A 14475-nucleotide genomic window follows, 5' to 3' on the forward strand; every position below is an offset into this window, starting at 1 on the left:
CTAAGAAAAGAGTTTCTTCAGTTTTCGCTACAATACAGTATACTTTTCACGATATTGTTTCGGTGTCATATTCGTAAATTTTTTAAATACTTTTGTAAAATAGCTCTGATCATTAAAATTTAACCATGTACAAATATCAACTAAAGTATATGTAGTTAAAGTCAATAATTTCTTTGCTTCTTCTACACGTTCTTTTTGTATATGTTCACTTAAGGAGATACCGACTTCCTTTTTGAATAAATTAGATAAGTAACTGGCATTTAACTTTGTACTTTTTGCAACAATACTTAAGTTGATTTTATTATAAATATTTTTAGAAATATAATCTAAGCAGGTAACTATAGTTTTGGAATACTTATGAGTATTGTATTCTTTTACTCGATCGGCAAATTTACATAAGGCCTCCTCTATTAATCGATTTACGGATTCTATATTATCTAATTGATCAAGAATTTGTATATATAAAGTACTAAGTGAAAAAGCAATTTCTGATGGAAGATTCCCTTCAATTGCATATTGGGCAGCTAAAGTCATCATAACAATACCATGATTTTTTTTGTCTCTTAGCTTACTTACTTTTGAAAGAGTAATAGTCTTATCTTGAGAAGAAGCATATATATGTTCTAGTACTTTTTCTTTATTTCCTTCTTTAATTGCTGTGAAAAATTGTTTTTCTAATATTATATCGTGAGGGTTTAAACTATTTTGTCTTCTTGATGAAATATACAAATCAGGGTTCGGAGACGGATAAGCCGTTTCATTTAATATTTTATTCTGTTCCCAGACATTACTGATATCTAATTTTTGTTTAAACAGTAAGTAATGAAATAAAATTCCTATATCAACTAAAGTTAGTTTTTTGATTATTGGTATAGACTGAAAATACGCTATTCCATCTTCTATTTTGATGCTTGAATGAAATTCCTTTGTTAATTTAATTATTGTATTTTTAGATAAGCTTGTATATGTAGAAGGGCCAATAATGAGAGTTCCTTTTCCATATACATGATCTATCATGTGAATTAAGATAAATTGCTCTTGGTAAGGATTAGTACGAATAATAGGGAAATTATCTGGATCATTTTGTTGATAAAGTTCACTTAAGTACGCTTCTTTACATGGATAAAATGGATTATGTATATCAATAGAACTATATTCGAATGAAATTTTGTAGTCTTCAGATATAAAACGGACAGGAACTGAAAATGATTGATGTATTAAATAAGAAAGATATTTTATATCAGTATCTGTATGCATAATATCACCTTCTAAACTTGAAATGTTTTTACGGATAAAAGGAGCATCTTTGTTAGAACATGCAAGGTATAGCTTAATAAAGAGAAATAACGATAATTAATCGCAGAAAATTATGAATATAAATCGTGCAAAATAAGTTAAATAGTTATATTTTTTAGTGGTCAATAAAGTGATTAGGAACTTTTCGTTTAATACAGTTGTTCTAAAACAGGCCATTGTAATTTAGAACTATAAAGATTAACTTTCATGGAGAGGCATAGAAAATATGTGATAGTTGTAACCTCATCACATATTTAGTTTATTATATAAATCCCTTTATTTATAGTAACATCTTTATAAGTATTGTACTTTTTTGATAATAATTTTAATTTAAATTTTAGATTGGATACGTGCGTGTAAACTATACAATTTTACTAGCTCTAGCAAGTACCGGTGCAAGAATTCAAGAATTGTGTACAGCAAGAGTCAAAGATTTACATTATGACGGAAAGTACTGGTTAAAAGTAACGGGTAAAGGAGATAAAGTGCGTGAACTTTTCATCTCGGAACATTTGTATCAATGTATTTGTGAAATGAGAAGGAGAAGAGGGTTCCAAACTGTATTGGATCGAGGAGATGAAAGTCCTTTATTTATAAATCAAAGAGGGAACTTTTATAATTCAAAAACGTTATCAAATCAGGTAACAGATATGATAAAAAAACAAATTTAGAGTTTCTACAATATCGTGAAAATCCTGTGACGGCTCATACATTCCGTGATGCTTTTGCAATCATGGCAGTTGAACAAGGAAACGCGGATCTATATCATTTAATGCAAACGCTAGGACATGAGAATATCCAAACAACAAAAATTTATTTGGAGAAGCATATGAAACGGAAGAATAATGTGGGTACTTCCTTTGCTGATATGTTGGAGTGAATTTATAATTTTAATTCTCTTTTATTTAATTATGTAGAAATCACATAATTAAATAAAAATATTAACATTAAATAACCCTCTAAAAGAGTATAAGTATATGGAAAATGCCTGTTTTTCATATGCTTTTTTTTATTTAGGTATTTAGAATAAAGAGGTGAAAAGTTCTGTTGATTTTTACTAATAAGGAAGATGAAGGTTGTGAATATTTATTTAATTATTTTAGGAAAAAAATAATGATATTTTCTTTAGGTGATTGAAAAAAAGATGATATATTATATATAATCACGATAAATCGGTAAATAAATTTAATAGTGAACGTAGATAATATATTGAAAAAATCCAGAATGGGGAATTAAAAATGGACAGAGAAATATTAATCAGTTTTTTGAAACTTTATCAAGGTATAGGAACACCTTGTAAGGAAGATATTCAGTTTATGATGCAACAAATTACAGCTAGTTGGCCGATCCAAGACAAATGGAGAGACCAAAGAGAAATAGGGTTCGAAAAAACAGAATATTCACTTTCTGGAACGCAGGCAGCTTGTTTACAGACATGTATAGATTGCATTTGGAGAGAAGAGTGGTTAGTATTTATTTGTGAATTGGTACATTTTATCAGTAGTAATGAATTGATTATGCAAAAAGAGATTTTGGAAGTCGAAAGACAAACAATACATATGCTTCGAGGTATGGTTTTTCGAACTAAAAATTTTTTAGAAACTGTTGAACTACATTAGTTAATATTATGAATAGGGGTCCACACTTTATTTACATCATGGGAATTAAAGTGTGGATAATTAGTTGTTATATATTAATAAAATAATTAATAGATATTATTTAGGATAAAAGGAGAAACCCATGAAATCAGAAGAGCACTTTTTCAAGTACTCTTAAAATAATTAACTCATTAGAAATGAATAATAAAAAAGGTAGATATTTAAATGTAGTTATTAAATTAATGTATATTTTTCACGATACTGTTTTGGTGTCATCTTCGTTATTTTTTTGAAAATCCGGATGAAATAGCTTTGGTCATTAAATTTGAGCCACAGGCAAATATCTGTTAAGGAATAGGAGGTTAAGGTTAGTAATTTTTTTGCTTCTTCTATTTTCTCCCTTTGGATGTATTGACTCAAAGTGATTCCTACTTCTTTTTTAAATAAACCAGATAAGTAAGTCGGATTCACATGTAACAGTTCAGCAAGTGCACTAAGAGAAATCTTTTGATAGATATTTCTGTTAATATAATTTAAACATGTCGTAATCGTATTTGAATACTTTTTTGTTTTGTATTCCTTTACACGGTCCGCAAACGTACATAAGGCATCTTCTATCAAGCGATTAACAGAATACATATTATCTAATTGCTCAATAGTTAGTATATACAAATCACTCAGTGCAAAGGCGATATCTGTTGGTAAATTTCCCTCAATCGCATATCTTGTAGCTAAGGTAATTGCCATAATTCCGTTATTCTTTTGGTTTCTAAGTTGATTTCCTTGAGATGTGATTCCTGCATCTTCTTGAGGAAAAGAATACGCATATTTGATTACGCTTTCCTTATTTCCTTCTCTAATTTGTGAAAAAAATTTACGCTCTAAGGAGAAATTGTAATTTCCAACATTATTTTGCCGACGATTAGAAATATATAAATCTGGATGTACGATTTTATAAGATGTCTCTTCTAATAATTTATTTTTTTTCCACACGGTATCGATATCTAATTTTTCTTTAAAAATCATATAATGCAAGAAAACTCCTATCTGAAGTAACGTGATTTTCTTTACTTCCGGTAGGGATTGATAGTAGAGTAATCCCTCCTGTATTTTGTTACTCGCTTGAAACGTTTTCATTAATTTGATTGCCATTTCATCTGTTACTTTTGGATAGGTAGTCGGCCCAATGACAATCGTTCCCTTTATCCCTTCCTGATTTTTAACCCGTATAAAGATAAAGTTTTCAAGATAATCATTACCCCTAAAAAGCGGAAAATTAAATAAATCACTTTCTTGGTACAGTGTCTGAAAATGCTCCTCTTTAGATGAATAGAAAGGACTACTTATATCATAGCAAGTAGCATAATCTAAAATTTTTTCCTCCTCAGATAAAAAATAAACGGGTACAAAAAACGTTCTATGAATGAGATCACATATATATTGCGTATTAACTAAACCTCGCATCGTATTCTCCTCTTAAATGGATATAGTAATAAAAACAAGAATTACACCAAGTAAAATACCATTTTTCCAAATAAAATACTATAAAAATCAAAAAAGTGCAAAATAGTGCTACCAAAGGAAAGATTTTACCATACTTTTTTCCGACAATCTTATATTATATTTTTAGTAATTAATATCTATCTAAATATCTAGGAAAGGGGATTCAGTCTTTTTGATGAATGGGTAAGCAGCTATTTGTCCTGATACATACATGTCAATTTTCAAATAATACGTAAAAACGTTTGAAAATTACAACTTTTATCAAAAACGTAGCTTAATTATACCAATTCATTCCATAAATTTGAATGTTTTTAGATATTAATTGCTGAATTCTTCCTACATAGAAACAGTAGATTTTCTAATTAAGGGGAAAGTTAACTTGCATTAGATTTACAACAAGGAGGGGAGAAGATATTGCAAAAGTATTTGGGTTTTAAAAAATATGGTAAGCGCTTCAAACAGACCATCGTATCATTGTTAGCTTTGTTGTTAGTTTTTAGTGGGGTAGCACCTAGTACGGCTTTACAGACAGTTCACGCTGAGACAGCACTGACGATTAATGGTACTGATTCTTACGGCGCTGCCTTTGATGGAACAAAGATTTATCAATTTGATGGCACTAACCCTAGTGCTACTCCAAAGGCTAGCGTTGATGTTAAAGGCATTACGATGGATCCAAATTTAGGTCTAAATGGATTGGCTGTAGATAAAAACAATAATGTTTTTTATGCATCTACAGGTGAGCAGCTTTATCTTATTAATCCTGATGGAACAGGTAAGCTTGTAACGAATTTATTTGCCCATGCTGGTAATGGTATTATTTCTGAGGACGGTAAATATTACTATTCTTATGGAAAGGACGGTAAAATTTTCTTAGCTTCCTATGACTTAGTTACAGGAAAACACAACTCAACTGAAATTAAGAATAGTAGTTCATTTGGTCTAACCGGAAATTTGGGAGGAGACTTACTTTTAGATGGTGACGGGTATATATGGTTTGCTACAGGAACTAATATAATTCAAATGGATCCAACAACTGCTACCATTCTACGTACTGTACCTATAGAAAATCCATCTAATGGCCCATCTGGTGGATTCGTAGGGGCGAGGGGACTTAGTTTCTTACCTAATGGTCAGATTTTAATGGCTTCTGGTCCATCTTATAATGAAGCTATATTATATTTACTTGACCCTAAGACTCTTAAAATAAGTTACTTTGGCACTATGCCAGGGAAACTCATGTATGACTTAGCGTCAGCAGTTACACCGGTATTCCAGCCAAAGCTTCCTGTACTGGAATCAAAGAAAGAAGCGAGCATTCAACAAAAGGCGGAGGGAAACACAAACGCGGCTCATCCTGAAGTGGGAGATACACTTCTTTACACAATCCAGACACGTAATACAGTTCAAAACAGTTTGGTTACCAATCTCACAATCTCAGATACGATTCCGGCAGGATTGGAATATATCCCAGGTACGTTGAAAGTAGATGGTACAGCTGTTACGGATGTTCAGGGTGATGATAATGGTCATTATGCCGATGGAAAAGTGGATGGTCAATTTGGAAATGTAACCAATACAGAATGGCATACTGTAACATTCCAAACAAAAGTGATGCCTGGACAAGCTGGGAAAGTTATTCAAAATACAGCAAAGGTTACAGGAACGAATATCACAACACCACAAGAGCCAACGACTAAAGTAGATGTGTATCCAAAAGACTCAAAGTTAGAGTCAGAGAAAAGTGCAAAGAACTTACAAGATAAACCGATTGCGGTAGGGGATGAAATTGAATATACGATTAAAATGCGTAATACAATTTCAGACAGTCTTATAAAAAATGCTGTAATTGAAGACCAATTGCCAGCGGGTCTGGAATATGTACCAGGAACATTACAAGTTGATGGAAAAGCTGTGACAGATGCTGAAGGTGATGATAATGGTCATTATATTCAGGGTAAAGTCACAGGAAAACTTGGGGATATTACAGATATTGAATGGCATAGTGTAACATTTCATGCAAAAGTTAAAGCAGACCAAGCTGGAAAAACGATTCAAAATAAGGCAACGGTCACGGGTGATGGTATAACACCACAAGAACCAACAACAACAGTTGAGGTATCTACACCTGAAACACCAACTCCACCAGCAAACTCATGTGGACAGTTGGGACGTGTAGCGCTTGTAAATGGTAGTTTTGAGCAACCCTATTATACAAGTATAGCTGTTCCTGGACCAGGGTACTTTACTACCCCAGCAGGAACTGTTCCTGGATGGAAGACAACGGATTCATATCAAGTATTTGAGATATTTAATAAAACTTTAATGGATCAGATACAACCAGGATCTGTTCAAGATAAACAAGGTTTAAAAAATTCTGTAGCACATGGGGAACAATTTGCAGAATTGAATAGTAGAGAAGCTGCACAACTATATCAAGATGTGCAGACGACACCAGGACAAACCATTTACTGGCGTCTTGCACATAAAGGTAGACTGGGCACGGATACAATGGCTTTAAAAATTGGTTCATCTGCTGTTCATCCTAAAGATTTACCAACTGTTCAGCAAATGACAACTGGTAAAGATCAATGGAAATACTATACGGGGACTTATAAAGTACCAGCTGGACAAACAGTTACACGATTCGGATTCGAAGCTGTTTCCTCTGCTGGTGGAAATCCTGCCGCTGGAAACTTCTTAGACGATATCTTCCTTGGTACGGAGCCTTGTGTATCAGCAACAAAATCTCTATCTCCAGAAGGGCAAGTGAAATCAGGAGATGAGTTAACGTATAACGTAACAGTGAAAAACGATGGCGGTGATATTGCTGCTAACTCTATTTTCACAGATGCAATTCCTGCAGGAACAGAATACGTACCTGGATCTATACAAGTAATCAAAAATGGACAGGCAAGTACAGTTACTGATGGAAAAGATACAGACTCAGGAGATTATCTAGATGGTAAAGTAACAGTTAATCTAGGAGATTTACCGAATACGGATATCTTACCTGATGGTGTTACCGTACAATTCAAAGTAAAAGTATTATCTGGCTATGTAAATCAACAAATTAAGAATAAGGCAAACGTTGCTTATAAGAATTTGTTGACGAACAGAGATGGAACAGTTGACACAAATGAAGTTGTTAATACTGTGATTCTAAAGGAAGCAAAAGTGGAATCTAAGAAAATCGCAAAAAACCTACAAGATAAGAATACCGAAGTAGGAGACGAAATCGAATATACGATTCAAATGCGTAATACAGTTTCGGATAGTATTGTAAAAAATGCGGTAATCGAAGACCAATTACCAGAAGGTCTAGAATATGTCCCAGGGACATTACAAGTGAATGGAAAACCTGTAACAGATACCGAAGGTGATGATACGGGTCATTATGTACAAGGTAAATTCACAGGACAACTGGGCGATATTACAGATACAGAATGGCATACTGTTGTCTTCCATGCGAAGGTAAAAGCGGGACAAGCTGGACAGGACATTCAAAATACTGCAAAAGTCACAGGAGAGAATGTACCGCCGCAAGAGCCAAGTACAACAGTAGAAGTTTATCCTAGAAATCCTAAAGTAGAGTCTAAAAAAACCGCAAAAAACCTACAAGATAAAAACATCGAAGTAGGAGATGAAATCGAATATACGATTCAAATGCGTAATACGGTTTCGGATAGTCTTGTGAAAAATGCGGTAATTGAAGACCAATTACCAGAAGCACTAGAATATGTCCCAGGGACATTACAAGTAAATGGACAAGCTGTGACAGATGCGGAAGGCGATGATAATGGTCATTATGTACAAGGTAAAGTCACAGGAAAATTAGGTGACATTACAGATACAGAATGGCATACTGTCGTATTCCATGCAAAAGTCAAGGCAGGAAATGAAGGAACAGCTATTCAAAATACTGCGACTGTTACTGGTGATGATATAACACCACAAGAACCAACAACGGAAATTAAAGTGCAACCACTTGGACAAATTGAAATTGAAAAAGTGGATGCTGCGGATTCAACTATTAAATTAAAAAATGCCGTATTCCAGATTATAGACAAAGATGGGAAAGAAGTTGGAAAACTAACGACAGATGAAAATGGTAAAGCAACTTCTGAACTATTACTCTTAGGAAAATACACAGTAAAAGAAATCAAGGCACCAGATGGATATATGTTGTTAAAAGATCCAATTGAAGTAGAAGTTTCTTCGCCATTACAAAAGATTACAGTGGAAAACACAAAAAATGGATGGAACATACCTCATACAGGTGGGATAGGAACAACTTTATTTTACCTGATTGGCATCATAATAATGGTGGCAGCATTGGTTGTATTTTTCCGTAAGAGAGCTAAAAACAAATAAAAAAAGAAACAATGGGGAGAGGTAAAGTAAATGAAAAAACTTTTTAGTATGCTATTAATCCTTGTATTCACATTTGCTATGATGCCAAGCACATTTGCAAATGCGGCTTCAAGAAGTACAGGTACATTAACAATTCATAAGTACGAACAAGAAAAAGACGGGACTCCAGGTACAGAAGGTGATGGTTCTGCGAACCAAACTGTTCCTGCAGATGCAAAAGCATTACCAGGTGTAACATTTGAAATTAAGCAAGTTGCGTCATTTGAGACAATCACAAATGATGGAACAATCGCAAAAGAAAGCGTAACACCAGTTACAACTGCAACACCAATTCAAGTAACAACAGATGCAAATGGTCAAGCTGTATTCCCGGATCTACCATTAGGACGTTATGAAGTGAAAGAAGTTGCTGGTCCAGCACATGTTAACTTAAATCCAAACACGTATACAGTTGATATCCCGATGACAGATAAAGAGGGTAAAGGCTTAAACTATGATGTTCATATGTATCCAAAGAATGAAATCAAACGTGGTGCAGTAGAATTAACAAAAACAGGCGCTGGCGATAAAGTGTTAGCAGGTGCAGAATTCTCTGTATTTAAAGAAGATGGAACTGAAGTTCAAAAAGGATTAGTATCAGGTGCAGACGGTAAAATTCGTGTACAAGGTTTAGAGTATGGGAAGTATTACTTCCAAGAAACGAAAGCACCAACTGGATATGTGATTGATCCAACGAAACATGCGTTTTCAATTACAGAATCAGGTACAGTAAATGCGGATGGTTCACTTACATCTGGTGTTGTCGTACCAGTCGCAATTAAAAACTTTGAAGAGCCAACAATTGATAAAAAAATTAATGGTGATTCAGAAAACGCACCAATGAATCCAAACAAAGAACATACTTATGATATTAAAACGTTAATTCCAGAGGACATTAAAGAATACAAAAACTATGTAGTAAAAGACGTTCTAGATGAAAAGTTAACAATTGTAGGAACACCAATCGTTAAAATTGATGGTGTAGAAGTAGATGCAAGTGTAGTAGAAGTAGTTGTAGAGGGTCAAAAAGTAACAGCTACAGTGAAAGATTTCTCAAAATTAGATGGTAAAAAACAATTCCATTTACAAATTGCAACAAAAATTAAAGAAGGTTTCCCAGCGGGAACACAAATTCAAAACAAAGCAAACATTGATTTCACAAACAAAAATGATGTAACAGGTGAAAAAGAATCGAAACCTACAACAGTTACAGTAACAACTGGTAGCATTGCTTTAACAAAAGTTGATGGTGAAGACTCTACAAAAACATTACAAGGCGCGGAATTTGAATTACGCGACAAAGATGGTAAAGTAGTTGTAGTAGAAGGTAAAGAAGTAAAAGGTGTATCAGATGCAAATGGTGTGATCCAATGGAATAACATTCCTTATGGTGAGTATCAAGTAGTAGAAACAAAAGCACCAACGTATACAAAAGAAGATGGTACAACAGGTTCTTACCAATTATTAAAAGATCCAATTGATTTAACAGTAGATGCAGATCATCAAGCAATTAAATTAAATGTAGAAAACAATAAGAGTGGTTGGGTTCTTCCAACAACAGGTGGTATGGGAACAGTTCTCTTCACTGTAGTAGGTCTATTACTAATGGCTGCAGCAGCATTTGTTTTCTTCAGAAAAAAAACAGTAAATAACTAATTCTTTACAATTTTATACTTATAATAGTTACATGTGAAAAGAGGAGGGCCATTTGCTTCTCCTCTTTTCTCTATATCAGTACACGGTAAAGGAGTCACTATGAAACGCAATATTATTTTTGGCTGTATTTTTGTATTAGGGCTAGGGATTTTTTTATATCCAACAATCAGCAATTGGTTAGCAACTCGAACACATTACTCTCAAATTAGCTCTTATGATGCAAAAGTAAAAGCTCTTCAAAAGGAAGAACTAGAGCGTAGAGAAAAGGAAGCAAAGGAGTATAATAAGAACGTACAACATTCTACTCAAACACTTGCAGATCCATTTGCAGAAAAAGAAAAGACTGGTGGAAAATCCTATGCGGATGCTCTAAACATTGGTGATGTTATGGGGTATGTGGAAATTCCAAAAATCAAGGTAAAACTACCTATCTATCAAGGAACTTCTGAGGAAGTATTAAGTCGTGGGGTAGGACATTTAGATAAATCATCCTTACCCGTGGGAGGAGCAGGCACACATACGGTATTAACGGGGCATCGAGGCCTACCTTCGGCAGTATTGTTTACAGATTTAGATAAAATGAAAGAGTCAGATGTATTTTATATTCATTCTTTAGATAAGATTCTCGCATATCAAGTGGATCAAATTAAAGTGGTATTACCAAGTGAAACAGAGGATTTACTGATTGTAAATGATCAAGATTATGCCACATTGCTGACTTGTACACCGTATGGTGTAAATACGCATCGATTATTAGTGAGAGGGCATCGTGTCCCATATGAAGCAACAGGAAAAGAGAAACCAAGAGAAAATCATTCGGAAGCTCCTATTGTAGAAAATTGGGAAATCATTGTGGCAATCGGTATGTTAATTATGAGTGTCTTCTTATTCCTAATGAGAAGAAGAAAGAAAAAATTAGAAAGTAAATAGAGTTATAGTGTGTGGTGAAAATATGAAAAAGATGTTACTTAGTGCAACATTGTTTATTCTCGGATTTAGCATCTTTCTATATCCAACTGTTTCAAATTATATGAATCAACGTGTATACGAAACAGAAATTATTAATTATGAGAAGAGAGTAGAGAAGTTAAAAGATGAGGATTTACGTAATAAATTCAAAGTCATGCAAGCCTATAATGAATCTTTAAAAGGATTATCTTTTTCTATGCAAGATCCTTTTAATAGTAATGATAAGAAAAATGAAGCCTTTGTAAATTTTATCAAGAAAGATGATGTACTAGGTACAGTTATCATTCCGAAAATTAATGAAGAACTTCCTATTTATTTAGGGGCAACTCAGGAACATCTTAGCATGGGAGTCGGTCAAATTGGTGGAACCTCTTTTCCTATAGGTGGACAAGATACGCATACTGTCTTAGCGGGACATCGTGGTTATCATGGGGCTAAAATGTTTCGACATTTAGATCAACTACAGAAGGGGGATAAATTCTATATCCGGATTTTAGGAGAAGAATTAACCTATGAAGTAACAGGTCACGAAGTGATACTTCCTAGCCAAGTTGAAAAACTCGCTATTACAAAAGGAAAAGATAAAGCTACACTACTTACATGCGAACCTTATACTTCAAGTAAATATCGTTTACTTGTCTATGGAGAAAGAGTAAATAACGAATCCAAAGAAAATAGTAGAGAAAGCATAATTAAAATTAAGGAAAATCAAAAGCAAGATTTTGTAAAGACAATATGCTTTATTGTTATAGGAGTTTTAGTCATATTTATTGCTTTATTTGGGTTATTAAGAAGAAAGTAGCCTTTCCATTCATTATAAATATAAGATAAAGAGGTTCTTTTCCTAATGGATTATATACTATATTTTAGGAGAAGAACCTCTTATTCAAAAAAACGTTTTTAATTTGAATGGTATTAAAAAATTAATATGTAATGTCTAAAAAACAAAGAAGAACTCACTAATTTATAACGGGCTCTTCTTTGTTTTTTCCAGCTATTAATTTTTGTATCATTCTGATTACCTGCCTTTTACATTAAGTAGTAATTTAAAGTATACTTTTGTAATGATTTATAGTAAAATTTTTCAGTAAAATTGCATTCTATGTATACAGATAAGTATGCTGTGTTAAACTTGAACATTTTCAATTAAAAGGAGGATAAATATGAAAGATATTGATATAGATTATTTATGTAATCTCGTCCATAACACATTTTATGTCCCCGTATATTTTCTTTCGGAGAAGGGAGAAATTTTACATTCTTTTACTTGCTATGATACAGATAGCCCTTTTTATTCAAGCAAAGAAGAACATTTTCAGGCATTGTATCAAGAAAATGACCCTTATAATTTTCCGGTTTTTAGAGGGAACCATTACTTAGAAAACTTTGTCTTCATACGGGTTAAAGATCACGAAGAGATACAAGGAACGATTATCATTGGACCAACTACCTATCCAAAAGTAACAGATGAAATGGCAAGCAAGCTTGTGAAAGCCTTTCATGCAAGTGAGAAGATACAGGAGGGATTGTCTTACTATCAATCTATACTTGAGATGAAAAAAATGACTTTACTTCATATAGGAATTTTCTTACATTACATGATTTTTCAAGAAAGATTAGATATCGATACCGTTTGGAAAAAGAACAAACTATTAGAAGAGGTTCCCTATAAAATGGTGAATCCGGATTTATATATTTCTAAACGTCGGCAAGATAATCCTGATAATTACAGTATTTCTTTGGAACAGAAATTTTTTTCACAAATAAAAGAAGGGAATAAAGAAAATGTAATCAAATATGCATATTCTTTCCCTCAAGAAGATGCGGCAATTGTATCTAATGGAGATCAACTTAGAAATCAAAAAAATAATGGAATTATTGCCATTACTTTAGCTACAAGGTATGCGATTGCTGGAAATTTACCGTCAGATATTGCTTTTTCTCTTAGTAGTTTATACATACAAACCATTGAACAATTAGATAATATGTATTCTGTTAATCGCTTGATAGAAGATGCCTTATGTACGTTTGCAGATCGTGTAAAGGAATACAAAACAAAAAAGTATTCAAATACGATTACCACATGCTTAAATTACGTAAGTAATAATATCTATCATGAAATTTCACTAAATGAGCTTGCTGATTTTTTAGGAGTTAATCCGACTTATTTATCTAAGTTATTTAAAAAAGAGGTAGGAATTCCTTTAAGCCTGTATATTCAAAGAGAACGGATAGAAGAAGCCAAAAAATTACTAACCTTAACTTCCTATTCCTTAACAGATATTTGTCTGTGGCTTAACTTTAATGATCAAAGTTACTTCACCAGAGTTTTTAAAAAAATAACTGCGATGACACCGAAACAATATCGTGAAAAACATACTGTAATTTAAATATATTATGTGATAGACACGCCTAACTTGTTCCATTATAAATGGAAGTGTCATAAGAAAATTCATATTTCAATTTGAAAGAATATGCATTTATACATCTATTCATAGTATAAAATGTGCCTTCTTTTTGCAAAGCTTATAGATGCACCAGAGGCAACAAATAATCCTGAGTGCATTACAGATTTCGTAATACGAGAAAGCCCATACCGAACTTTCGTCTGCATTTAGGCATGGGACGAAAGTATCGCTTTTTCATAAATATACATTTATGCTTTTATCTTTTTCTGACAGAAGGCTTCCTCCTCAATTGGTGTGAAGGTATAATAGCACCAGTAAATAGGTGGAAGATGAATGTCGGTTGGTGTAAGTTAAAGTGCTTGCTACTATATGCTTTTACAGATTACTCTCTGAAAACTGAAGTATGAGGTTGGTTGCAGAAAAATTGTTACGCTTGTAAAATACGTAACGTTCTATTGTTCCAGGGTTATCAAAGTTATGCAAACTAGGCTAAAGTGGGAAGCTAGTGAGTCAATGTACAAAATGCTTCCATCCTCACCGTAGGAACTACGGGCAGGGCCAGTCAGGATAAAGGGCGATTAGATAGGTATTCGTAGGAATCTCCCACTTGCAAAATGCCGCAAGGTTGTTAA

8 protein-coding genes and 1 pseudogene are annotated in these 14475 nt (G+C 33.3%); 7 read left to right on the plus strand and 2 right to left on the minus strand.

What is annotated here, in order from left to right:
- Positions 1-27: 27 nt before the first annotated feature.
- A complete protein-coding gene (locus ACO6VI_RS28240; RefSeq protein ID WP_422424693.1) occupies positions 28-1257 on the minus strand; it encodes a helix-turn-helix domain-containing protein in 1230 nt (409 codons plus the stop codon).
- Between the two features lie 395 nt (positions 1258-1652).
- On the opposite strand from ACO6VI_RS28240, the pseudogene ACO6VI_RS28245 reads away from it, so the two are divergent.
- Together ACO6VI_RS28245 and ACO6VI_RS28250 are read left to right on the plus strand one after the other, a co-directional pair.
- Positions 1653-2176 (plus strand): annotated as a pseudogene (locus ACO6VI_RS28245) (tyrosine-type recombinase/integrase); the annotation flags it as partial.
- Positions 2177-2534: 358 nt separating this feature from the next.
- Positions 2535-2915: a hypothetical protein gene (locus ACO6VI_RS28250; protein ID WP_422424694.1), complete on the plus strand. Its 381-nt coding sequence runs from the start codon at positions 2535-2537 to the stop codon at positions 2913-2915.
- A gap of 213 nt (positions 2916-3128) precedes the next feature.
- On the opposite strand, the gene ACO6VI_RS28255 is transcribed toward ACO6VI_RS28250, so the two are convergent.
- Positions 3129-4358 (minus strand): helix-turn-helix domain-containing protein, encoded by a 1230-nt coding sequence (locus ACO6VI_RS28255; protein WP_422424696.1) that lies wholly within the window; start codon positions 4356-4358, stop codon positions 3129-3131.
- A 453-nt stretch (positions 4359-4811) separates the two neighbouring features.
- On the opposite strand from ACO6VI_RS28255, the gene ACO6VI_RS28260 reads away from it, so the two are divergent.
- The 5 genes from ACO6VI_RS28260 (at position 4812) to ACO6VI_RS28280 (ending at position 13825) form a co-directional block, all read left to right on the plus strand.
- Positions 4812-8771 (plus strand): isopeptide-forming domain-containing fimbrial protein, encoded by a 3960-nt coding sequence (locus ACO6VI_RS28260; protein ID WP_422424698.1) that lies wholly within the window; start codon positions 4812-4814, stop codon positions 8769-8771.
- A gap of 30 nt (positions 8772-8801) precedes the next feature.
- The gene (locus ACO6VI_RS28265; protein WP_095022023.1) at positions 8802-10466 is read left to right on the plus strand and encodes a SpaH/EbpB family LPXTG-anchored major pilin; all 1665 of its coding nucleotides are present in this window, start codon (positions 8802-8804) and stop codon (positions 10464-10466) included.
- 99 nt (positions 10467-10565) lie between these two features.
- The gene (locus ACO6VI_RS28270) at positions 10566-11396 is read left to right on the plus strand and encodes a class C sortase (protein ID WP_095022022.1); all 831 of its coding nucleotides are present in this window, start codon (positions 10566-10568) and stop codon (positions 11394-11396) included.
- Between the two features lie 22 nt (positions 11397-11418).
- Positions 11419-12237, plus strand: coding sequence for a class C sortase (locus tag ACO6VI_RS28275; RefSeq protein WP_095022021.1), 819 nt, complete (start codon positions 11419-11421; stop codon positions 12235-12237).
- Positions 12238-12598: 361 nt separating this feature from the next.
- Positions 12599-13825: a helix-turn-helix domain-containing protein gene (locus ACO6VI_RS28280; protein WP_095022020.1), complete on the plus strand. Its 1227-nt coding sequence runs from the start codon at positions 12599-12601 to the stop codon at positions 13823-13825.
- Positions 13826-14475 lie beyond the last annotated feature (650 nt).

It is taken from the genome of Bacillus sp. PSXD-155 (genome assembly GCF_049310765.1).
GTDB lineage: Bacteria > Bacillota > Bacilli > Bacillales > Bacillaceae_G > Bacillus_A > Bacillus_A cereus.

Excerpts from the sequence above, each read along its gene's own strand:
- ACO6VI_RS28240 (WP_422424693.1), bottom strand. The coding sequence starts at position 1,257 with ATGCATACAGATACTGATATAAAATATCTTTCTTATTTAATACATCAA.
- ACO6VI_RS28250 (WP_422424694.1), top strand. The coding sequence starts at position 2,535 with ATGGACAGAGAAATATTAATCAGTTTTTTGAAACTTTATCAAGGTATA.
- ACO6VI_RS28255 (WP_422424696.1), bottom strand. The coding sequence starts at position 4,358 with ATGCGAGGTTTAGTTAATACGCAATATATATGTGATCTCATTCATAGA.
- ACO6VI_RS28265 (WP_095022023.1), top strand. The coding sequence starts at position 8,802 with ATGAAAAAACTTTTTAGTATGCTATTAATCCTTGTATTCACATTTGCT.
- ACO6VI_RS28270 (WP_095022022.1), top strand. The coding sequence starts at position 10,566 with ATGAAACGCAATATTATTTTTGGCTGTATTTTTGTATTAGGGCTAGGG.
- ACO6VI_RS28275 (WP_095022021.1), top strand. The coding sequence starts at position 11,419 with ATGAAAAAGATGTTACTTAGTGCAACATTGTTTATTCTCGGATTTAGC.
- ACO6VI_RS28280 (WP_095022020.1), top strand. The coding sequence starts at position 12,599 with ATGAAAGATATTGATATAGATTATTTATGTAATCTCGTCCATAACACA.